The 19,033-nt window shown below is 43.5% G+C and carries 26 protein-coding genes, 1 tRNA gene and 1 riboswitch; of the genes, 19 read left to right on the top strand and 8 right to left on the bottom strand.

What is annotated here, in order from left to right; all coding sequences use genetic code 11:
• Positions 1-148: 148 nt before the first annotated feature.
• From ACH97_RS21195 to ACH97_RS21180, 4 genes are all read left to right on the top strand, one after another.
• The gene (locus ACH97_RS21195) at positions 149-1,090 is read left to right on the top strand and encodes an iron-hydroxamate ABC transporter substrate-binding protein (protein WP_050820735.1); all 942 of its coding nucleotides are present in this window, start codon (positions 149-151) and stop codon (positions 1,088-1,090) included.
• Between the two features lie 131 nt (positions 1,091-1,221).
• Positions 1,222-2,346: a M14 family metallopeptidase gene (locus ACH97_RS21190; protein ID WP_020452184.1), complete on the top strand. Its 1,125-nt coding sequence runs from the start codon at positions 1,222-1,224 to the stop codon at positions 2,344-2,346.
• Positions 2,347-2,409: 63 nt separating this feature from the next.
• Complete coding sequence (locus tag ACH97_RS21185; RefSeq protein ID WP_458102277.1) at positions 2,410-3,510, top strand: YqgU-like beta propeller domain-containing protein; 1,101 nt, start codon at positions 2,410-2,412, stop codon at positions 3,508-3,510.
• 15 nt (positions 3,511-3,525) lie between these two features.
• The gene (locus ACH97_RS21180) at positions 3,526-3,840 is read left to right on the top strand and encodes an MTH1187 family thiamine-binding protein (protein WP_020452182.1); all 315 of its coding nucleotides are present in this window, start codon (positions 3,526-3,528) and stop codon (positions 3,838-3,840) included.
• A gap of 60 nt (positions 3,841-3,900) precedes the next feature.
• Here the strand turns inward: ACH97_RS21180 and ACH97_RS23250 are convergent, their stop codons facing one another.
• Positions 3,901-4,074 carry a DUF2759 domain-containing protein gene (locus ACH97_RS23250; protein WP_003183486.1) on the bottom strand — a complete coding sequence of 58 codons (174 nt, stop codon included), beginning with the start codon at positions 4,072-4,074 and terminating at the stop codon, positions 3,901-3,903.
• Between the two features lie 155 nt (positions 4,075-4,229).
• Here ACH97_RS23250 and ACH97_RS21175 point away from each other — a divergent pair, with 155 nt between their 5' ends.
• Positions 4,230-4,868, top strand: coding sequence for an MBL fold metallo-hydrolase (locus tag ACH97_RS21175; RefSeq protein ID WP_020452181.1), 639 nt, complete (start codon positions 4,230-4,232; stop codon positions 4,866-4,868).
• A gap of 35 nt (positions 4,869-4,903) precedes the next feature.
• On the opposite strand, the gene ACH97_RS21170 is transcribed toward ACH97_RS21175, so the two are convergent.
• Entirely contained in the window at positions 4,904-5,149 is a 246-nt protein-coding gene (locus ACH97_RS21170) for a DUF2626 domain-containing protein (protein ID WP_020452180.1), read from the bottom strand.
• A 210-nt stretch (positions 5,150-5,359) separates the two neighbouring features.
• On the opposite strand from ACH97_RS21170, the gene ACH97_RS21165 reads away from it, so the two are divergent.
• Entirely contained in the window at positions 5,360-5,737 is a 378-nt protein-coding gene (locus ACH97_RS21165) for a Spx/MgsR family RNA polymerase-binding regulatory protein (protein ID WP_003183482.1), read from the top strand.
• 62 nt (positions 5,738-5,799) lie between these two features.
• Here ACH97_RS21165 and ACH97_RS21160 read toward each other — a convergent pair.
• Positions 5,800-5,871, bottom strand: a tRNA-Gln gene (locus tag ACH97_RS21160).
• 107 nt (positions 5,872-5,978) lie between these two features.
• Here ACH97_RS21160 and ACH97_RS21155 point away from each other — a divergent pair.
• The 9 genes from ACH97_RS21155 (at position 5,979) to ACH97_RS21115 (ending at position 11,190) form a co-directional block, all read left to right on the top strand.
• Positions 5,979-6,818 (top strand): STAS domain-containing protein, encoded by an 840-nt coding sequence (locus ACH97_RS21155; RefSeq protein ID WP_035338373.1) that lies wholly within the window; start codon positions 5,979-5,981, stop codon positions 6,816-6,818.
• Between the two features lie 157 nt (positions 6,819-6,975).
• Positions 6,976-8,040 (top strand): competence type IV pilus ATPase ComGA, encoded by a 1,065-nt coding sequence (comGA, locus tag ACH97_RS21150; protein ID WP_039072848.1) that lies wholly within the window; start codon positions 6,976-6,978, stop codon positions 8,038-8,040.
• The gene (gene comGB, locus ACH97_RS21145) at positions 8,030-9,064 is read left to right on the top strand and encodes a competence type IV pilus assembly protein ComGB (protein ID WP_048349965.1); all 1,035 of its coding nucleotides are present in this window, start codon (positions 8,030-8,032) and stop codon (positions 9,062-9,064) included. The genes comGA and comGB overlap by 11 nt, the downstream gene beginning before the upstream one ends.
• Positions 9,065-9,077: 13 nt before the next feature.
• Complete coding sequence (gene comGC, locus ACH97_RS21140) at positions 9,078-9,371, top strand: competence type IV pilus major pilin ComGC (RefSeq protein ID WP_020452176.1); 294 nt, start codon at positions 9,078-9,080, stop codon at positions 9,369-9,371.
• 5 nt (positions 9,372-9,376) lie between these two features.
• Positions 9,377-9,814: a competence type IV pilus minor pilin ComGD gene (comGD, locus tag ACH97_RS21135; protein WP_048349966.1), complete on the top strand. Its 438-nt coding sequence runs from the start codon at positions 9,377-9,379 to the stop codon at positions 9,812-9,814.
• Positions 9,798-10,145 (top strand): competence type IV pilus minor pilin ComGE, encoded by a 348-nt coding sequence (comGE, locus tag ACH97_RS21130; protein ID WP_025811161.1) that lies wholly within the window; start codon positions 9,798-9,800, stop codon positions 10,143-10,145. The genes comGD and comGE overlap by 17 nt, the downstream gene beginning before the upstream one ends.
• A complete protein-coding gene (comGF, locus tag ACH97_RS21125) occupies positions 10,060-10,542 on the top strand; it encodes a competence type IV pilus minor pilin ComGF (RefSeq protein ID WP_241494269.1) in 483 nt (160 codons plus the stop codon). Before comGE ends, comGF begins: the two co-directional genes overlap by 86 nt.
• Positions 10,543-10,553: 11 nt before the next feature.
• Positions 10,554-10,919, top strand: coding sequence for a competence type IV pilus minor pilin ComGG (gene comGG / locus ACH97_RS21120; RefSeq protein WP_048349968.1), 366 nt, complete (start codon positions 10,554-10,556; stop codon positions 10,917-10,919).
• An 88-nt stretch (positions 10,920-11,007) separates the two neighbouring features.
• Positions 11,008-11,190, top strand: a complete 183-nt coding sequence (locus tag ACH97_RS21115; RefSeq protein ID WP_020452171.1) for a YqzE family protein — start codon at positions 11,008-11,010, stop codon at positions 11,188-11,190.
• Between the two features lie 29 nt (positions 11,191-11,219).
• Here the strand turns inward: ACH97_RS21115 and ACH97_RS21110 are convergent, their stop codons facing one another.
• The gene (locus tag ACH97_RS21110) at positions 11,220-11,540 is read right to left on the bottom strand and encodes a YqzG/YhdC family protein (protein WP_023855188.1); all 321 of its coding nucleotides are present in this window, start codon (positions 11,538-11,540) and stop codon (positions 11,220-11,222) included.
• 277 nt (positions 11,541-11,817) lie between these two features.
• Here ACH97_RS21110 and tapA point away from each other — a divergent pair, with 277 nt between their 5' ends.
• From tapA to tasA, 3 genes are all read left to right on the top strand, one after another.
• Positions 11,818-12,546 carry an amyloid fiber anchoring/assembly protein TapA gene (tapA, locus tag ACH97_RS21105; protein WP_048349969.1) on the top strand — a complete coding sequence of 243 codons (729 nt, stop codon included), beginning with the start codon at positions 11,818-11,820 and terminating at the stop codon, positions 12,544-12,546.
• On the top strand, positions 12,543-13,127 hold the full coding sequence (sipW, locus tag ACH97_RS21100; protein ID WP_023855186.1) for a signal peptidase I SipW: 585 nt from the start codon (positions 12,543-12,545) through the stop codon (positions 13,125-13,127). Before tapA ends, sipW begins: the two co-directional genes overlap by 4 nt.
• A 72-nt stretch (positions 13,128-13,199) precedes the next feature.
• The gene (gene tasA / locus ACH97_RS21095; RefSeq protein ID WP_048349970.1) at positions 13,200-13,994 is read left to right on the top strand and encodes a biofilm matrix protein TasA; all 795 of its coding nucleotides are present in this window, start codon (positions 13,200-13,202) and stop codon (positions 13,992-13,994) included.
• A gap of 104 nt (positions 13,995-14,098) precedes the next feature.
• Here tasA and sinR read toward each other — a convergent pair whose 3' ends face one another.
• The 4 genes from sinR to ACH97_RS21075 form a co-directional block, all read right to left on the bottom strand.
• Entirely contained in the window at positions 14,099-14,434 is a 336-nt protein-coding gene (sinR, locus tag ACH97_RS21090) for a transcriptional regulator SinR (protein WP_023855185.1), read from the bottom strand.
• Positions 14,435-14,467: 33 nt separating this feature from the next.
• Positions 14,468-14,644 carry an anti-repressor SinI gene (sinI, locus tag ACH97_RS21085; protein WP_023855184.1) on the bottom strand — a complete coding sequence of 59 codons (177 nt, stop codon included), beginning with the start codon at positions 14,642-14,644 and terminating at the stop codon, positions 14,468-14,470.
• A gap of 190 nt (positions 14,645-14,834) precedes the next feature.
• Positions 14,835-15,629, bottom strand: a complete 795-nt coding sequence (locus tag ACH97_RS21080; RefSeq protein WP_020452164.1) for a YqhG family protein — start codon at positions 15,627-15,629, stop codon at positions 14,835-14,837.
• 6 nt (positions 15,630-15,635) lie between these two features.
• Positions 15,636-17,315 carry a DEAD/DEAH box helicase gene (locus ACH97_RS21075; protein WP_020452163.1) on the bottom strand — a complete coding sequence of 560 codons (1,680 nt, stop codon included), beginning with the start codon at positions 17,313-17,315 and terminating at the stop codon, positions 15,636-15,638.
• A gap of 244 nt (positions 17,316-17,559) precedes the next feature.
• Positions 17,560-17,663: riboswitch (glycine riboswitch) on the top strand.
• Between the two features lie 245 nt (positions 17,664-17,908).
• Between ACH97_RS21075 and gcvT the strand changes: the two genes are divergently transcribed.
• A complete protein-coding gene (gene gcvT / locus ACH97_RS21065; RefSeq protein ID WP_020452162.1) occupies positions 17,909-19,003 on the top strand; it encodes a glycine cleavage system aminomethyltransferase GcvT in 1,095 nt (364 codons plus the stop codon).
• The last annotated feature ends 30 nt before the right edge of the window (positions 19,004-19,033 follow it).

Raw genomic sequence — 19,033 nt, 5'->3', positions numbered from 1 at the left:
TGCAGCAGGCCGGATATCGTTCCGGCCTGTTTTTAATGACAAGAGTCCGTCATAAAAATCATGATCCAAGCCGATGCCGGTTATGATATAATTGATAATGATTCTCTTTATCGATATTCAAACCAGAAAGAAGGTATGAAAGGTGAATATGAAAGGAAAGACGCTCGCTGGAGCATGCTTTGTACTATTATTGATCGCAGCATTGACAGCATGCGGTAATCAAACGGAGAGCAAAGATTCGTCTTCTAAATCAAAAAGCGAAGAAACGATTACATACAAGGCTGAAAACGGAACGGTTAAAGTTCCGAAGCATCCGAAACGGGTGGTTGTCATGGCTGACGATTATTTCGGCTATTTCAAGACACTCGGTCTCAATGTAGTGGGTGCCCCTGACAGGGTATTCAAAAATCCTTATTTCAAGGGGAAAACCGAGGGTGTGACAAACATTGGTGAAGGAAATTCCGCTGAAAAGGTTATTCAATTAAAACCGGACCTGATTGTCGTATGGACGACCCAAGGCGCTGATATCGAAAAGCTGGAAAAAATCGCTCCGACGGTCGCTTTGAAATATGACAGCTTGAATAACACTGAACGGCTGAAGGATTTCGCAAAAATGACAGGTACTGAAGATCGAGCGGAGAAATGGCTGGCTGATTGGGACAAAAAAGTTGCCGCGGCAAAATCAAAAATTCAAAAAGCGGTCGGGGACAAAACGGTTTCCATTATGCAAACGAATGGCAAAGAAATCTTTGTATTCGGCGATCAATTCGGAAGGGGAGGAAGCATTGTTTATCAAGATCTCGGCTTAAAGGCGACAAAGCTGACGAAGGAAAAAGCAATCGACGAAGGGCCGGGCTACACGAGCATTTCATTAGAAAAGCTGCCTGAATTCGCCGGAGATTATATATTTATAGGGCCCTGGGAATCAAGCGGAGACGACAGCGCCGTGCTTAATACCTCTATTTGGAAGAACCTTGGCGCGGTCAAAAATCAACATGTCTATAAAATCGACCCTGTCGGCTTCTACTTTTCCGATCCGATTTCATTAGAGGGCCAGCTTGACTTTATTACAGAAAGCTTAGCGAAATAAAGATGAACTTCCGCCTATTTGGGCGGAAGTTTTTTTGCGGGCTGAAACCTTATTGAAAAAGCGTTTTTTAAGCGAACCGGGAGAGTTTTTAAACGAGCCTTCATCATATGCTATTGTGGGAGGGATCATTGATGGCATTCATCAACATCAAACCGGAGTTAAAGCAGAATATGGAAAGATTGTCTAATATCCTGAACATACCCGAACCGCTTTTAATCAGCGCAAACGCGAATGCAGCCGCGGACGAATTTTATTTTCCGGGAGCGTCTTTTCAAGCAGGAAAAAACGTTCCAGCAGCCGAAACATATGAACAGCTGCAATTATTGGTGAATCAATACACACTTGAAGATGAACAGTGGCTGACAAAAACAGTCGTTTACGATTCAGCAGTACTGAAAAAGGAAATTGACAGATTGACGGAGTGCTTTCCGTTTGTTACTTCCCGCATCATCGGTCGCTCAAGCATGGGCCAGCCTATATACGAACTGCTCCTCGGAGCTGAAAATGCCGAAAAAAAAACGCATATGAATGCTTCTTTTCATGCCAATGAATGGATCACCACTTCTGTTTTGATGAAATGGCTCAAAGAATATTGTTATCATTTATGTACAGGCCGGTCCGCTTTAGGTTTTTCACCGCTTGACATTTTTTCATCAACAAAGCTTTCCGTCGTGCCGATCGTTAATCCCGACGGGGTTGATCTTGTGCTTAACGGTCCCGGTCATCTTGGGATAGCGCGGGAAGCACTGGATGAGATGAATGAGCATCAACCGGATTTCCGGGAATGGAAAGCCAATATAAACGGAGTGGATTTAAATAATCAGTTTCCGTCTTTTTGGGAGATCGAAAAACAGAGAAAACCACCCAAATCCCCTTCCTACAGGGACTACCCCGGAGATGAACCGCTGACAGAACCGGAAGCGGCAGCGATGAGGGATTTAATCGCAAACGAGCCGCCTGATCGGCTTGTGGCGCTTCACACACAGGGAGAGGAAATTTATTGGGGGTACAAGGGGCTGGAGCCTCCTGAATCAGCCGATGTGATCCAAACATTTGAGCGCCTGAGCGGTTATAAGGGCGTCAGATATATAGACAGCTATGCAGGATTTAGAGATTGGTTTATTCATTTTTTCGGAAGAGAAGGATATACTGTTGAACTCGGCAAAGGAAAAAATCCTTTACCACTGAAACAATTTGACGATATATATTGTAAAAGCAGAGGCATACTTTGGGCATCCTGCTTTTTTGAAAGCTGAAACTTTTCACGGTGAAAATCGTAAATTAGACAGCCAATCATTTATGGAGGGAGAATGGCCGGTTTGAGAGTTTCGTTATGGCTTATTGCCGCTGTGATGACCGTGGCTGCGGCTGGTTGCACACCGCAGCATCAGGAAGGAACGAAAAGCGTTCATCATGAGGAGCCGGAAGGGAAAAAGAAAAGCAGTGCAGCAGTAAAAGATAAAAAAGTGATAGCGCTGAAGGACCGGCACTTTGATGAGGCGGCAGGATGGCTTGATGATGAAACCGTTATATACACCGCAACCGATCCGGTCGCAGGAAGTGAAGTCAAATCATATGATATATTTAAAGGGACGGGCGAAACGATCTACAAGACGGATGACAGGCTGATAGCGGCGGAAGTAAACAGGGAAAAAGGCATGATTCTCATCCAAACCGCCGGAAACGGCTCTGAAATGAAGTTAACTTTGCTTAATTTACAGGGAAAACAGCTATACACAAAAAAATTTCGCACGCATGAACTGCAAGTGGACTGGAATCGGTTTGACCCTTATCTTTTATACGTCACAACTTTTACGAAAGATTGGAATTATGAATCGCGCCTGATTGATGCGAAAGAACAGCAAACCGAAAAAGACATCGCACAGGCCGCCTTTGTTCATTGGACTTCCGCCGACACTTTTGAATATATCAAATGGAATGAACGGAACCGGGAAAAACCGGCTCCTGTTTATTCCTTCAACACAGCGGACGGACGGGAAAAGAAGCTCGCCGGTGATGCCGTACTGCTCGATGTTCTGGGGGATATGCGGCTGATTGTAGCGCCTTCATCCAGTCATCGCCAGGGCACCTACATATTTTCAGACGTTTCTTCTTCGGAAAAGAAAATTTCTTTCAAATTGCCGCTGTTCTCGGAATATGGCAGCCTGTCACCGATGGAATACAGCTACGACCCTCGGCATGAGCTGTTTTATACGTATCAGCCGAATGAGTCGGGCTCCTTGTATGATCTGATTTCCGTCAGTCTCAAAACCGGCAAACGGGAAGTCATTCGTGAAAAAGTGGAAATGCTTCCGATTACCGTATCTCCTGACGGGGATTATGCATTGTACGGTTATACCCAGGATCAAATCATTTCATTCAACTCAAAAACTGCAGCACCCCTTGTGACAAAAGAATAGAAAGGAGAATGGACAGTGGCCATAGCAGACGTTACCATCATACCGATCGGTACCGAAACTCCAAGCGTAAGCGCGTATGTAGCGGAGATTCAAACCATTTTAGAAGGATTTAAAAAAGAAGGCAAAATCCAATATCAGCTGACACCGATGAATACTTTGATTGAAGGGGAATTAAGCGATTTATTTGAGGTGATTCAGACGATTCACGAAGCGCCTTTCCAAAAAGGCATCCACAGAGTGGCGACGAATATCAGGATTGACGACCGCCGCGACAAGAAAACGACGATGGAAGGCAAGCTTGCAAGCGTCCAGCGTCATTTCAGCCAATAAGAAAAACAGCCTTATTCCGGAATAACGGAATAAGGCTGTTTTTGTCTAAAGGCACCGGGTTTAGTGGACTGTCGGATACCCGCTGTTAATGATTGTCATGACGGTAAACCATCCAAACACTAAAAAAGCCGCCCCGCCAAATAAGATGCCAAGAACGTTGATTTGTTTAAGAGAACGAAGAACTCCAAGAGCAGATAATATCGTGACTAGACCGAAAATGATCACGAGCAACATCAATATAAACCCCCTTCGTTTGGATCCCCTGCAGTATATTTCCAATTTTATTTTAACCGTTTTCATCAAATTTGTCGAGGACAACATGATTCATTGAAAGTTTCCCGCAAAACCTTCATAATGGAACAAAGAAAGATGAATCTGAGGTGAAGAAAATGAAATGGAGAAGAATGCCTTTAGGGCCTATCCAGACGAACGCTTATATTTTATCCCATGATGACGGTACCTGTTTAATAATTGATCCCGGCAGCGAATCAGGGAAACTGAATGCATACATAAAAGAAAACGGTTTGAAGCCTCTTGCAGTATTGCTCACTCACGCTCATTTTGATCATATCGGAGCCGTGGACAATGTCAGAAAAGAATGGAACATTCCTGTATACGTACATAAAAATGAAGCTGAATGGCTGACTGATCCTTCATTAAATGGTTCAGCGCTGCTTACGGGACAGACGATCACAGCAGAAAAAGCAGATCATCTGATCGAAGAAGAGGGGGATCTTAAAATCGGCTCTTTTACGCTCCGCATGCTCTTTACGCCTGGACATTCTCCGGGCAGCGTCTCGTATTATGCGGAAGAAGAAAACCTGATCGTTTCCGGGGATGTTTTATTTAAAGGGGGAGTCGGGCGTACAGACCTGCCGGGAGGAAATCAAAAGGTGCTGATGGACAGTATTCATCAAAAACTGCTGACGCTTCCGGAAGAGACGCTTGTGTTAAGCGGTCACGGCCCCGAGACGGACATTGCAACAGAACAGGAACAAAACCCGTTCATCAACGGATTTACTTTGTAAAACATAAAAAAGACGATCCTGATGGATCGTCTTTTTTAATGGCCTCCCTGCCCGGGAACCATAATAAACACAGAATAATATGTAAATGCGGCAAAAAAGACTGTCAAGTAAGCACCGAAAATATAAATGTACATCCGCTCGGTCAAGTTGAGATACGATAAGAACACAAAAAATACAGTTTGACCGAAGAACAGCAGTGATGCATCTTTCATATTTCCTAAATAAAACATGACCGCAAAGATACCTGTCCAGAATCCTAACACACGGAACATGCGATTCATTTATATCCCTCCCAAAAAGCCCCTTTGATTTTATTATAAGCCAATTTATCTTGAAATGTAAACATTTTCATTTTGGGAAAATCAATTCATTTTTTACAATTTTGTGATAAGCATTTTTAAAAAATCACCTGTCACGTGTTTAAACGGAAAATATCACGGGTACTAAAACATACAAAGACAAAGTCAGTACATTTTAAGGAGGAATCATTCATGGAAGAGCTGACCTTTTATTCATACCCGAGCTGCACATCATGCCGGAAAACGAAACATTGGCTGAAAGCGAACCAGGTTGATTTTACAGAGCGGCATCTTTTCAGGGAAACGCCGAATCAGGACGAGCTGAAACATATTTTGTCTCTCACGACCGAAGGAATTGATGAGATATTGGCGACAAGAAGCCAGGCATTTAAAGAGTTAAATCTTGATATCGAAGAATTAACGGTCAGCGAAGTGCTGGAATTGTTAATTCAAAAACCAAAACTGCTGAGACGCCCGATTATCGTAAACGGCGATAAGCTGGTTGTCGGATATAATCCCGGCGAACTCTTAAAATTAAAAAAACACACCTTACACCGTTCTGTTTCCTGAAAAAAACGAAGATTGCTGACACATTGCATGTTCAGCATATCTTCGTTTTTTCGCCTGTGTAACTGGGCTAGCTGGATTCGAACCAGCGCGTCACGGAGTCAAAGTCCGTTGCCTTACCGCTTGGCTATAGCCCAATGCGCTTACGTATAGTGTAGACAATCGATTTCGTTTTATACATAGTGATCAAAATGTTGGTCATATAGCCGATTGATTTTAAAGGAAAACAATGAGGAGGATTGACATGGAAAACAAGCATGCAGCCCTTTATGAGTATTTGGTCAAACAGGCGGACAGAATCACCGATGAATGGCTGTCCCGAACAGCGTCTGAAAAAGAAAAAACGGCACAGCAATATAAGGACTTTATACTGGCTGTTTCAAGGGTATTTGCCAAGGATGAACAGGCGCTATGCTGGGATAAAGCTTCCGGATGCGCCAAGGAAATTGCCTACGACAGGGCTGTTAGCCAAATTCCGGTGACTGAAAGCATAAAGGGGTTTAAAGTGTGCCGTGAACTTTTAATAGATGAAATCGAGCATTTTTCGGATAAACATGCACCGGACTGTTCGAAAAAAGACTTTTTTATCTGGAATAAACAGCTTCACTCAATGATGGATGAGGTTATTGAACAGTTTATTCTTGAATATGAGCATACGACAAAGAGGCAATTGAAGGCGCAGACCGAGATGATACGCGAACTGAGCGCACCTGTTATACCGGTATCAGAACACATCGGTGTGCTGCCGCTCATTGGTGAAATTGATACTCACAGGGCAACGGTGATCATTGAATCTGCGCTTAAGCAGTGTGCTGAGCTTCATCTCTCGCATCTGTTTATTGATATTTCCGGTGTTCCTGTCGTCGATACGATGGTTGCCTACCAGTTGTTCAAAGTCGTAGACAGCACAAAACTACTTGGCGTTGAGACGGTTCTTTCGGGCTTGAGACCGGAGATTGCCCAAACAGTTGTGAAGCTTGGGATGGATTTTTCGCATATTAACACAGAACAGAGCCTTGCTAAGGCGCTTTGCAATAAAGGCTTTTGCATCCGTGAAAACGGCAAGGCTGAAGAGAAGGTTTAAATTTCTCATTTCAGCAGTTGGAAGCTGAATAAAATAGTCAAATCGGTATTCGGAAATTCCGTTTTTGCTTCGTATTCAGCTTGATTTGCGATTTTTAAGGATTTGATGCTTCCGATGTTTTTCGTATAAACTGCGCTTAGAAAGGAGGCGCAATGGTTTGTACACGATTGAATCATTAAGCGGAAGATTAATTGACGAGGCATATAGAATGAAGGCGTCAGACATTCATATTGTTCCCGGTGAAAAAGAGGCGGTGGTTCGCTTCAGGATTGATGATGAACTTTTTCAAAAAGAAAGATTAACGAGAAATGAGTGCTCAAGGCTCATTTCTCACTTTAAATTCCTTTCTTCGATGGATATTGGGGAAAGACGGCTGCCGCAAAGCGGAGCTTTGACTCTTTATATCAACCGTCAGCCCGTTCATTTAAGAATGTCCACTCTGCCCACCATCCATGATGAAAGCTTGGTCATCAGGCTTCTTCCCAAGATGAGCAGCAAGCCGCTCACAAAGCTCTCATTGTTTCCGAGTGCAACATTCAAGCTGCTGTCTTTTCTGAAGCATTCCCACGGATTAATTCTGTTCACCGGTCCGACAGGCTCGGGGAAAACGACAACACTCTATTCTTTAATCGAATACGCTAAGCGGCATTTTAAGCGAAATATCATTACCTTGGAAGACCCTGTTGAATCAAGAAGCGAAAACATTTTGCAAGTGCAAGTAAACGAAAAAGCTGGCATGACTTATTCTGCGGGGTTGAAGGCGGTGCTTCGCCACGATCCGGACATGATCATCCTCGGGGAAATTCGCGATGCCGAAACAGCCCAAATCGCAGTCAGGGCAGCTTTGACAGGACACCTTGTTTTATCGAGCATGCATGCGAAAAATGCCAAAGGCGCAATATACAGGCTGCTCGAGTTCGGCGTTGATATGACAGAAATTGAACAAACACTGGTCGCAATCAGCGCCCAGCGCCTCGTCGGTCTCGTCTGCCCGTTTTGCGGCGACAACTGCTCTTTATATTGCAGATTGTCGAGGCCTGTGAGAAGAGCAAGCGTCTTCGAGCTTTTGTACGGAAAAAGCCTCAATCTCTGCATCGAAGAAGCAAAAGGCAGGTGCGGTGACATAAAAACAGAAACATTGAAAACGCTGATCCAGAAGGGAATAGCACTCGGATATCTGCCGTCGAATACTTATGAACGCTGGATAGGCCATGAAGATTAAAATGAAGTGGCCCGTCCGGGAACAGGCGGACATTCTGAAAAAACTCGGAGACATGATGAAGAGCGGATATACGATTTTGGATGCTTTAAGTATGCTGAAACTGCAATTGAATGAAAGGCGAAGAGCAGATCTGACATTTGCGATGGAGAAGCTGACAGAAGGGCGACCTGTGTTTCAAGTGCTTGAAATGATTTCATTTCATAAGGATGCTGTTACCATTGTTTACTTTGCCGAACAGCACGGGAATTTGCCATATGCCTTTCGGCAGAGCGGAGAGCTGCTTCACCGCAAGATCGCTCAAACCGAAAAACTAAAGAAAGCCGCCAGATATCCCTTGTTTTTAGTTTTAACGGTCTGCGTCATTATCTCTATTATGAAATCGGCAATCATCCCGCAATTTTCCGCGATCTATGAATCAATGAACGTTGAAACGTCTTTTGCAACGACCCTCATCTTTTCGGTTTTTGATCATTTTTATCTTTTTATCGCAGGAATGATGTTGATTGCCGCCGCTTTATCCCTCTATTATCTGTGTTCATTTCGCCATAAACCTCCAGAAGACAAAATGACCTTTCTCATTAGAATTCCCTTGCTGGGCCAAACCTTCAAACTATTCAACAGTTATTTTTTATCGCTCCAATTGAGCAATCTTTTGCAAGCTGGTCTGTCTGTATATGACAGTTTAAAAGCATTTGAAAGCCAGCCGTTTTTATCATTTCATAAAAATGAAGCGAAGCGTCTGATCGAGCGGCTGAAACAAGGGGAGAGTCTGGAGCAGATGCTGGCCGGGCATCCGTTTTATGAAAATGATCTGGCGAAGGCTGTTGCTCACGGCCAATTAAACGGACTCTTATACAGAGAGCTGTATTCATACAGTCAATTTTTGATTGAACGGCTTGAACGGAAAGCAGAAAAATGGACAGGTTTGATCCAGCCATTGATTTACGGGCTAACAGCGGCGATGATATTAATTCTTTATTTGTCTATGCTTTTGCCAATGTATCAAATGATGAACCAGTTATAAGGAGGACGGAACTGTGAATGAAAAGGGATTTACACTGATAGAAATGTTAGTCGTCATGCTCGTCATCTCCATCCTGCTGTTGATCACCATACCGAATGTGACCAAGCATAATCAAAGTATTCAAAAGAAAGGATGCGAAGGGTTAATTAATATGGTTCAAGCGCAAATCACGGCTTATCAAATGGATCATGACGGGAAAACGCCGAGTAGGGCGGACCTTGAATCTGAAGGTTACGTGAAGAAGAACTTAAAGTGCCCGAATGGGAAAGCAATTAAAATTTCAAACGGCAAAGCACAGGCTGATTGACGGTTATGAATCAAAAAGGATTTACGCTTTTGGAAAGCCTAACTGTATTGATGATCGGTTCCATTATGCTCTCTCTTCTCTTTGCCGCACTGCCTCCCGTTTATGAAAAAAGAGTTGTTCAGCACTTTGTCTCACAGCTTGAAGAGGATCTGCTTTACGCACAGCAGACAGCTCTCGTCCGCCATACGACGGTTAAGGTGCAGTTTGACTTTGCCGGCTGCCGCTATATTATTAAGCACGCGGACGAAGGCTCATCGCCTAAGCTGGTCAGGACATACAGTTGCCATATTGCGTTCAAAAAAGCGACGCTCAAACGAACTCTTACTTTTAACCCAAGCGGAGTTCCGAATCAAGGGGGAAAAATCGTGATCGATACACAGCACGCCTCTTTTGCACTGACGATCTATTTAGGAAGCGGAAAGATTAATGTGCAAAAAAAATAGAGGCTTTACAACAGTTGAAGCTGTTTCCGCATTCGGCATTTGGGTCATGATCACCATGTTATTGATTCCTATGGTTCATCAGCTGTCTTTGCAGCGCGGGGCATCTGAAAAAGAAGAAGAGGCATATCGCATATTGGATGAAAAGATCAGCCGATACACACTGACCGGACGGTTTCAGCCTAAAGAAACTGTGCTTTACCGAAACACATCTTACTTTATTGAATGGAAGGAGCAGGGAGATGATTATGAAGTATGCATCTCCATTAAAAAAAGAGACAGTCAAAGGCGTTGCTTCACCATTTTGCGGTCAAAAGGGATTTACCCTTCTTAATGTACTGGTTTCCTTAATGGTGTATATGTTCATTGCAGGAACGATGGCCTCGATATTTCATCTGTTTTTATCCCCGGAAAGAAACGGTGCGGATATTCACCCGCGCGAATGGACGATTACTGCCGAGCAAATATTGAAGGAGTGCAGGAACTCGGTTGATATAAGAGCGGGCGACGATCATCAGTCATTGGAAATGACAAATCGCCAAGGTGCCGCCGTTCGCTATGAGAAATATCAGACAGTTATTCGAAAAAGAGTCACTGGAAAAGGTCATGTGCCGCTTTTGCAACATGTCAAACACATGAGGTTTGTGATTGAAGATCATCTGCTGATCCTTGAAGCGACAAGTTTAAGCGGCAAGTCATACCGTACGTCCATTCCGCTCTATCATATGTAAAAGGTGATCACGTGAAAAATTCAAAAGGATTCATTTATCCGGCTGCTGTTTTCACAGCTGTGATTTACATGCTCTGCGCGGGTCATTCAGCCGTTTTATTATCGAATCAACGAATGTTTGCACAGCAAACAAAAGAATTTCATATTCAGCAAAACCTTCTCCAAAATGGAATGCTCCATGCCCTGTCTCATATTCACGAAGAGACAAAAGAGAAAATTCAAAAACAGCATGGCTTGATATCGTATACTGTCAATCCGGCTCATCAGCGGCTCAAGCGAGTGAAGATAGAGGTAACGACAGCTTCCGGCACAGAAACGAGCGCTGAATTTCAATATGATTTGAGCACTAAGAAAATCACACAGTGGAAAGAATATTAAAAATTGTGTGTCGGAATCATGAAGAATGTATAAAAAAAGATTCGTATGACAACACTTCAACTGACAGAACTCCCCAAGAGGTGATGTGATGAAAACGAACGATTATGTTAAATATATGACGGAACAGCTCGTAAAATATATGGACACGCCTAAGCAGGAAAGAAAAGAAATGAAAGAAAAACGTAAAGAATCAAAGCCGCCGTCCAGGATATATCAATGGTTCGGCATTCTTCCTCTTGGGTGTATCATGTTTTTTAAAAGGCATAAATAAAGACAAGCCGCTTTCTACTGCAAAGCGGCTTATTTATATTCTTCCACAACGACGACTTTGTTGATTTTGTGTGTCGCAGGTTCAAATGAAATTGTAACAAATACTCCGAAATTTTTATTTCCTTCACTCAATGTGACATGGTATTGTTTGACCGCTTCATCCGCCCGCTTTCGATCCCATACTTTTTTCGTGAGACGCACTTCTGCTTCCGGATACCTCTTTTTTGCTTCCTCAACCGCTTTTTCTTCCCACTTAGACATGCGGGCTGTTTCGTAAGCTGCCGCATGGGCATTGAGCGGCCCGATGCTTGCAAGCAGTAAAAAAGAGCATAACATAGCATTTTTCAGCACGGGGCATCATCCTTTCTATCCTATTTTTTCCTTGTCAACAGTGTTTATACAAAAATGAAGAAGAAATTATGTACTTTATAAAGAACTTCAATCTTTTCAAAAAGATGAGAATTTGAGAGATTTTTTGAGGAATTAAACGAAAACGTTCTGTAAAACGAACTTAATCGACTATTTTGATAGTTTTCAAATGGCACATTTGTTCTTTATACTCTAACTATCAAGTTCTTTAAAACGAACGAGCGAAAAAAGCCATTACATACTCGCTAGGAGGGTAGTCATGATCCGATTATCTCGAACTAGGAGATCCCGAAAAAGAGCCGGAAAAAACATCATCGTTTTTCAAATGCTGCTGATCATTTATCTTTTAATTGGATTGGGGAGTCAGCTGTCACAGCATACAAACGCATCATTTCACGATGTGGAAACATACAGCATGACAATGAAAGCGGCCTCTTCATTTCCTCAAGATGGGAAACAGTGGGACGGGAGCAATTTGAAGCTTCAAAAACAGACAAAGACGAAAGGAACGGTCTGTGCACCGCTGACATTGTTTGCAGAATATAAAAACCGCGGCAGCCAAATCGCCGACTCTGAATGGAAGTGGGAGCTGCATAAACTCGGTAATGCCAAAAAACCGTTAGAGGACGGGACTGTGATCGATAAAGGCGCGTTCAAAAAAGAAGCCGAAAAGAACATCTACCGGATAGAGTCAAAGCGGGCGGCAAAAGGAGGGCTCTACGCATTTAAATTGATTAAGCCTGAAGGCCATCCCGATGTGAAAAAGGGCAAACCTTTTATTTGGTCAAATGTGATGAAGCTTCAAGACTGTAAAGAAGAAACACCGAAGCCGCCTAAAAAAGCATCAAAAAAGCCGAAGCAAACAGAACAGACAGAAACACGGGAAAAGTCTGAACAGGACATAGAGAAAACACCAAAGAGCAGTGAATCAGTAGATAAAGAAAATAGAAAAGAAGAAAATTCATTAGAAAGCGGGGAAGCGTCATGAAACATGTGATCAAATGGGTCAGCAATATCTTATATGTGATTATTTTCACACTCATCATCGCCGCGGTCATCGTCGTGATTTCGACAAAGTCGTCCGGCGGAGAGCCGCAGCTCTTCGGCTATCAATTGAAAACGGTTTTATCCGGTTCGATGGAGCCGGAGTTTAAAACAGGTTCTGTGATAGCCGTTCAAAAGATTGAAAATCCCGGGTCTTTGAAAAAGGGAGATGTCATTACATTCATGCAAGACGAAAACACCATGGTTACCCACCGAATTATCGGTATAACAAAAAATAAATCAAACCTCATGTTTAAAACAAAGGGTGACAATAACCAAAACCCTGATTCCGATCCGGTGCTGGCGGAAAATGTTGTCGCTAAGTATTCGGGCATTACGGTTCCGTATGCCGGGTATTTTCTGGATTTTGCAAGTAAACCGATCGGCACAGCCATATTGCTGATCGTGCCGGGACTCTTGTTGATTCTTTATGCAGTGATTACTGTATCCGCGGCTTTAAGAGAGATTGACCAAAAAACTAAGGCAATTGAAGCCGCCGGGAAAGATCAATCAGTTTCCATGTAATCTTCGTTGGTCACCTGAACATTCAGGTCTCCATATATACAGATTTTCTTATTATAAAAGGAGGAGTTATCAATGGGTACAAAGAAAAAACTCGGATTAGGCGTTGCGTCTGCTGCGCTTGGACTGGCATTAGTAGGAGGAGGAACTTGGGCTGCGTTTAACGACATCGAAACAACTCAAGCAACTTATGCAGCAGGTACGCTTGACCTGAATGCGAAAGATACATCTGCAAGAGTTAACTTGTCCAACTTAAAACCTGGCGACAAATTCACTAAAGATTTCGAATTCAAAAATGACGGATCACTTGCGATTAAAGAAGTGCTGATGCAGGTTGGCTACAGCAATTTCCTTGACGGAAACGCGAAAAACGGCGGAAAAAGCACAGCGGAAGACTTCCTGAAACAATTTAAAGTCAGCGTTCTGACTGTCGGAGTTGAAGGCGGAAACGGCTATCCTAAAAACATCATTTTAGATGAAGCCAACCTTTATGATCTGTACAATATGTCCGCGAAAAAAGATAAGGCCGCGTACGAAAAAGTGAAGAAAGCAATCGAGCCAGAGTTCCTGCATGACAATGGCAAAATCAATGTAGCGACAATCAACGGAAAAACGGCGCCTGAATACGACGGCATTCCGAAAGATCCATATGACTTTGACAAAGTTCAATTGGTGATTGAGTTCGTCAATGACAAAACAACAGACGCCAGCGGCAGAATGGTACAGAACAAATATCAAGGAGATTCTGTGCAGCTTGACTTCTCATTCGAAGGTACTCAATGGAACGGCTTGACAATCGACGGCAAAAAACATGCCGATGAAAAAGGTTATGTAAAAGAGAACGAAAGAGCACACAGTGAAGATAAATAATGGTGCAATTTAAAAAACGGATCTGTATGATCCGTTTTTTTATGTTCATGAGGAATCGGCTTATTCAGCGTAAAAAATGCCAAAGGGAGTAAGATATGTTTCCCTTACTCCTTTTCCTGTCTTTTCTTCCACTTTTGATAATCTAAAAATTCTCGAAATTGTTTTTTAGAAACCCCTGATGCCATAGCGTCACGAACTAGATTTTCCCATTCACTATCTAATTGACCATCGTATTCGGTTTCATCTTTCTCATTGAGCAGGGTATGAACCGAGACGTCCAGAACAGCGGAGACTTTTTCTAGAAATTGAATGGAGGGGTTTGTTTGCAAGTTTCTTTCTATTGAACTTAAATAAGACTTCGCTACCCCAGCCTTTTCAGCTAGTTCAGATAGTGAGTAGCCTTTTTCTTTTCGATATTGTTTAATACGCTGGCCAATCAATGTCATCACCTTCCTTTCGATATTATAGCACATTCAGAAAGGATTTATTGAATGACTTCTTTCAATTGATGCGGAAGGTTTTGAAGACTTCTCACCCAAATTGAGAAAAATACGTATATCCTCTGGACTAATGCCTTGTTCAAGAGCGTGTTTAATCAGTTCTGTCCACTCCTCATCCAATTCTTCTTTCTCATTTTTATCTTTATTCATACATTTCCCCCCCAAAATACTTCATTATGTATTTCAGACAACCGTGTTGTGATAAACAAAGATAAACCCCGAGACTCAACACTTTACCAAGCTTGTCCAAATGGTGTTACGAAAGTTCCTCCTATCTCTTTAGTTCTATTATAAGTCCAGCTCACTGAATAAAAACAAGAATGTTGTCGAATCGGAAAAATTATCCTGAATTTTTTTTGTGCAAATAAAATAATCCCCCGTTTTGAACTTTAATATCGATTTTAGGCTCGTAAAGCGTTTGGAGAGCCTTTTTCTCAATTTCGTATTCCTCCGGTTTTTCTTCAGTATCCTCGTAAAATTGGTTTAAAAGTGACAGGTCGTTATTCCAGCGTTTCAGGGAAGCTTCAGCCCAATCAAGCGGCTCGCTTCTGGCCGCCTGTTCGATATAGCGCTCAAGCCGTTTAATGCCGCTTTCCGGCTTAATCAACGGCGACATCGTGTAGCAGTAGTCAGAGATCTGTGAAGAGAGATCTCGGGCCTCCATTTGTTCTTGAAACGATTCGACCAGCTGACCGCTGATTAAATGAAGGCCGAGAGACAGAAGCTTATCTTTTTTCATGTCGGATTGGTACGAGATCGTCACATTCATGCCGAGCCACGGTTCCAGGGAAATATGGGCTCCATCGGAACGGATTTTCTCATAAAGGCGAATAAATTTGCCGTTTTTTTGCACGGCCTGGAAAATTTGAAAAAGTCTTGGTGATCCAAAATGAATAAACTCACCTTCGATATCGGAAGGGGCCTCGTCTTCATTCGTGATCAGCGTGATTTTCATCGGATTAGGTTCTCCGCCCGTCTTTTCGAGCCAGTGCCAGTAAAACGGCCTGTTCATAATCTGTTTATCGACTTCAACCGTCAGCTGCACAGTCATGTGGCCTGAACTTTTGTCGGTGATCGTGCAGCCGTTTGCGATGAAAAAGCGTTCTAAAAACAGGTATATTTCTTCCTGACGCATTTGATTTTAGCCTCCGATCTGTTCTTGGTTTGAAACGGCTTCATTTCCGTATGAAATGAAAGAGGTTAAGTTTTCCATTTTAATCTTCATTTCCTCGTCTGTTGCGGAGTAAAAGAGAATGTCATGAAGGTGGTCTTCAAAATTGCCGACCTCGATTTTTGTTAAAATATCATCCAAGTCTCCGACGACTTTTTCGAACAAATGGATCTTTTCATAGAGAAGTTTTAAAATATGCTCTTCTACGGTATGCTTTGTTGCCATGTTGTAAATGTAAACATCGCGTTCCTGGCCGAGCCGGTGAATCCGGCCGATCCTTTGTTCGAGACGCATCGGGTTCCACGGAAGGTCATAGTTGATGATTTTATTGCAAAATTGAAGGTTTATCCCTTCGCCGCCTGCTTCAGTCGCGATCAGAACTTGAACTTTGCCCCTGAACAAATCTTTCATCCAGTCTTTCTTTCCTCTTTTAAATCCGCCTCTGAACGGTACAGAACTGATGCCGTTCTGCTGGAGGAACCATTGCAGATAAATCTGCGTCGCCCTGTATTCAGTAAAGATGATGACTTTGTCATCGAGTTCTTGAATGAGCTCAACAACTTTCAGCGCTTTTGAATTTTGCGCGACCTCGTTGACCTTTTCGATCAAATGGTGGATGACAGGTTCGGAGATCACCGGCGCTTCGCGATCCTTTCGGTCAAGCATGTTTTTCAGCGTCATATAGACAGCTTCTCTGCTTGAACAGCATTCGCGCTCCAATGTCATGATTGAGAACATGCTTGATGAATGCTGATGACTTGTCTTCAGCTTTTTAATCTCGTCATACAAAGCCTGTTCTGTAGGAGAAAAGGAAATGGGCACGGTTTCGACATGGCGCTTCGTCCAGGTGATGCCGGTATCATGCCGTCTGTTTCTGATCATGACTTTATTGATAAGGGACTTTAAGCGTTCATGCGCTTCAGCTGAATTGATCTGTTTTGTATAATCTTTGTTGAAGTTGCTTTCATTTCCCAAGTGTCCGGGTTTTAGCAGGGAAACGAGATTAAATATTTCGTCGATCTTGTTTTGGATGGGCGTCGCCGTCAGCATCAGGCAATATTTTTTCTTTAAGCTGCGGACAAACTCGTAATTTTTTGTTTTATTGTTTTTCAGTTTGTGAGCTTCATCAATAATCACCACATCATACTGGATCGACAAAACCGTCTCCCTGTGCGGCGACCGCTTTGCCGTGTCAAGGGAGGAGACGACAACATCGCACTGCTCCCAGACATAGCTTTTTTTCTGTTCCACGGCCGGAATTAAAAACTTTTCCCGCAGTTCCTTCACCCATTGCGAGACGAGCGAGGCGGGGACGAGGATTAAGATTTTCTTGGCCAGCCCGCGAATCATGTATTCTTTTAATATCAGCCCAGCCTCGACCGTTTTGCCGAGGCCCACTTCATCCGCCAAGATGGCTTTTCCGTTCATCTGCTCGACTACCTTCCGGGCGACTTCGAGCTGATGGGGAAGCGGGGTGAATCCTGGGAGGTGATAAGGGGCCTGCAAGCCTTCAAACGTCGGAATCGCAAGCCTTTTCTGCACTTCACAGGAAAGCTTGTAAAGCTCCCAATTCGCCCATGGTCCGTCTTCATCAAGGTGCTTTTTGAATTGTTCCGGCCACTCGTTGTCGAAATGAATGTCTGGTCTCATCACTAATGCCGCCTTTCTCTTCTGAGATTCAAATGTTCTTTTTTAAAAGAAAATATTGCGTGAAAAAAACGGATTTTACTAACAAATAAACAAAACACGAACATTCTTATTTTAAAATAATAAATTGTTAATGATTTTTCCTGTTGCCCAATTGTTGTGATGATGGTAGGATATTTGTAGATCATCAGTAAAAAAATCATAAGCTTTATATAGTATGTCCATGAAAAGAAATGAATATGAGCGAATGACAGCAAGGGGAGAGACCGATAGCGGGAAACCTAAAAGCGGCGCCGAAGGAGCAAGCTGGGGAACAGTGAATCTCTCAGGCAAAAGAACTCTTGCTTGACGCAACTCTGGAGAGAGTTTGTATCATATGATGTTTTAACAAACCACCAAAGGGGACATCTTTGCTTTTGATGCAAAGTAAACTTTCAGGTGCCAGGACAGAGAGCCTCAGAACTGACAAAGGGGCTTCTCTGTCCTTTTTTGTGCCGTCCAAAGCGGCGGAACCATCCAGGTGATGTTGGAATCTTTCTTGTTTTCTGATGATTGGCAAACTTGTTTTTAGTTTGAAAAGCGAAGGGGGAAGCAGAATGCTTAAACGAACGCCTTTATTTGACCTTTATAAGGAATATGGCGGAAAAACGATTGATTTTGGCGGCTGGGAACTGCCTGTTCAATTTTCTTCAATTAAAGAGGAGCATGAAGCCGTCAGGACGAAAGCGGGGCTTTTTGACGTCTCACACATGGGGGAGGTCGAAATCACAGGAACAGACAGCCTTCCGTTTTTGCAAAAACTGTTGACAAACGATGTTTCGACACTGAAAGAAGGCGGTGCCCAGTATACGGCCATGTGCTATGAAGACGGCGGAACGATCGACGATCTCCTCGTCTATAAAAAAGCGGCCAATGTCTACATGCTCGTCATTAACGCAGCCAATATCGACAAAGACGTCGATTGGATGAACAAGCACCAAGAAGGAGACGTTTCGGTTCGAAACGTGTCTGGCGAGGTTGCGCTGCTTGCCCTTCAAGGACCGAAGGCCGAATCGATTTTAAAACAGGTCGCAGATAGCGATCTTGCCGGGTTAAAGCCATTTACGTTCAGGGATGATGCGGCGATTGGCAGCGTGCAGGCGCTTGTGTCCAGAACGGGATACACGGGAGAGGACGGCTTTGAGATTTACTGCCGGAGTGAAGATGCAGCCTACATTTGGAAGCTGCTTCTTGAAACGGGCAAGGATTCGGGATTAGTGCCGTGCGGCCTCGGGGCCAGAGATACGCTGAGGTTTGAAGCGAAGCTGCCGCTGTACGGACAAGAGCTCTCAAAAGATATTACACCGATCGAAGCCGGCATCGGATTCGCCGTCAAAACAAACAAAGCCTCGGACTTCTTCGGAAAAGCCGTCCTGGCAAGCCAAAAGGAACATGGAGCGGACAGAAAGCTCGTCGGCCTTGAAATGATCGATAAAGGCATTCCAAGGCACGGCTACGCCGTCTATTATCAAGGCGAACAAGCAGGCGAGGTGACAACCGGCACACAGTCGCCGACCTTAAAGAAAAACGTCGGCCTCGCATTGCTGAAAAAAGAAGCCTGTGCCCTCGACACCGTCGTTGAAGTGGAAATCAGAAATAAGCGCTTGAAAGCCAAAATCGTGAAAACCCCATTTTACAAACGGCAGCCGTAAGTTTGCCAAGGCCGTGAAAGGAGACTGAAG

The organism is Bacillus paralicheniformis, assembly GCF_001042485.2.
Lineage (GTDB): Bacteria > Bacillota > Bacilli > Bacillales > Bacillaceae > Bacillus > Bacillus paralicheniformis.
This window is presented reverse-complemented; position numbering and strand designations above follow the sequence as displayed.

Excerpts from the sequence above, each read along its gene's own strand:
- ACH97_RS21195 (WP_050820735.1), top strand. The coding sequence starts at position 149 with ATGAAAGGAAAGACGCTCGCTGGAGCATGCTTTGTACTATTATTGATC.
- ACH97_RS21175 (WP_020452181.1), top strand. The coding sequence starts at position 4,230 with ATGAAATGGAGAAGAATGCCTTTAGGGCCTATCCAGACGAACGCTTAT.
- sinI (WP_023855184.1), bottom strand. The coding sequence starts at position 14,644 with ATGAATAAAGATAAAAATGAGAAAGAAGAATTGGATGAGGAGTGGACA.
- ACH97_RS21115 (WP_020452171.1), top strand. The coding sequence starts at position 11,008 with ATGAAAACGAACGATTATGTTAAATATATGACGGAACAGCTCGTAAAA.
- tapA (WP_048349969.1), top strand. The coding sequence starts at position 11,818 with ATGATCCGATTATCTCGAACTAGGAGATCCCGAAAAAGAGCCGGAAAA.
- ACH97_RS23250 (WP_003183486.1), bottom strand. The coding sequence starts at position 4,074 with ATGTTGCTCGTGATCATTTTCGGTCTAGTCACGATATTATCTGCTCTT.
- sipW (WP_023855186.1), top strand. The coding sequence starts at position 12,543 with ATGAAACATGTGATCAAATGGGTCAGCAATATCTTATATGTGATTATT.
- ACH97_RS21190 (WP_020452184.1), top strand. The coding sequence starts at position 1,222 with ATGGCATTCATCAACATCAAACCGGAGTTAAAGCAGAATATGGAAAGA.
- ACH97_RS21155 (WP_035338373.1), top strand. The coding sequence starts at position 5,979 with ATGGAAAACAAGCATGCAGCCCTTTATGAGTATTTGGTCAAACAGGCG.
- gcvT (WP_020452162.1), top strand. The coding sequence starts at position 17,909 with ATGCTTAAACGAACGCCTTTATTTGACCTTTATAAGGAATATGGCGGA.
- comGE (WP_025811161.1), top strand. The coding sequence starts at position 9,798 with ATGTGCAAAAAAAATAGAGGCTTTACAACAGTTGAAGCTGTTTCCGCA.
- comGF (WP_241494269.1), top strand. The coding sequence starts at position 10,060 with ATGAAGTATGCATCTCCATTAAAAAAAGAGACAGTCAAAGGCGTTGCT.
- tasA (WP_048349970.1), top strand. The coding sequence starts at position 13,200 with ATGGGTACAAAGAAAAAACTCGGATTAGGCGTTGCGTCTGCTGCGCTT.
- comGD (WP_048349966.1), top strand. The coding sequence starts at position 9,377 with ATGAATCAAAAAGGATTTACGCTTTTGGAAAGCCTAACTGTATTGATG.
- ACH97_RS21165 (WP_003183482.1), top strand. The coding sequence starts at position 5,360 with ATGGAAGAGCTGACCTTTTATTCATACCCGAGCTGCACATCATGCCGG.
- comGB (WP_048349965.1), top strand. The coding sequence starts at position 8,030 with ATGAAGATTAAAATGAAGTGGCCCGTCCGGGAACAGGCGGACATTCTG.
- ACH97_RS21075 (WP_020452163.1), bottom strand. The coding sequence starts at position 17,315 with ATGAGACCAGACATTCATTTCGACAACGAGTGGCCGGAACAATTCAAA.
- ACH97_RS21080 (WP_020452164.1), bottom strand. The coding sequence starts at position 15,629 with ATGCGTCAGGAAGAAATATACCTGTTTTTAGAACGCTTTTTCATCGCA.
- ACH97_RS21170 (WP_020452180.1), bottom strand. The coding sequence starts at position 5,149 with ATGAATCGCATGTTCCGTGTGTTAGGATTCTGGACAGGTATCTTTGCG.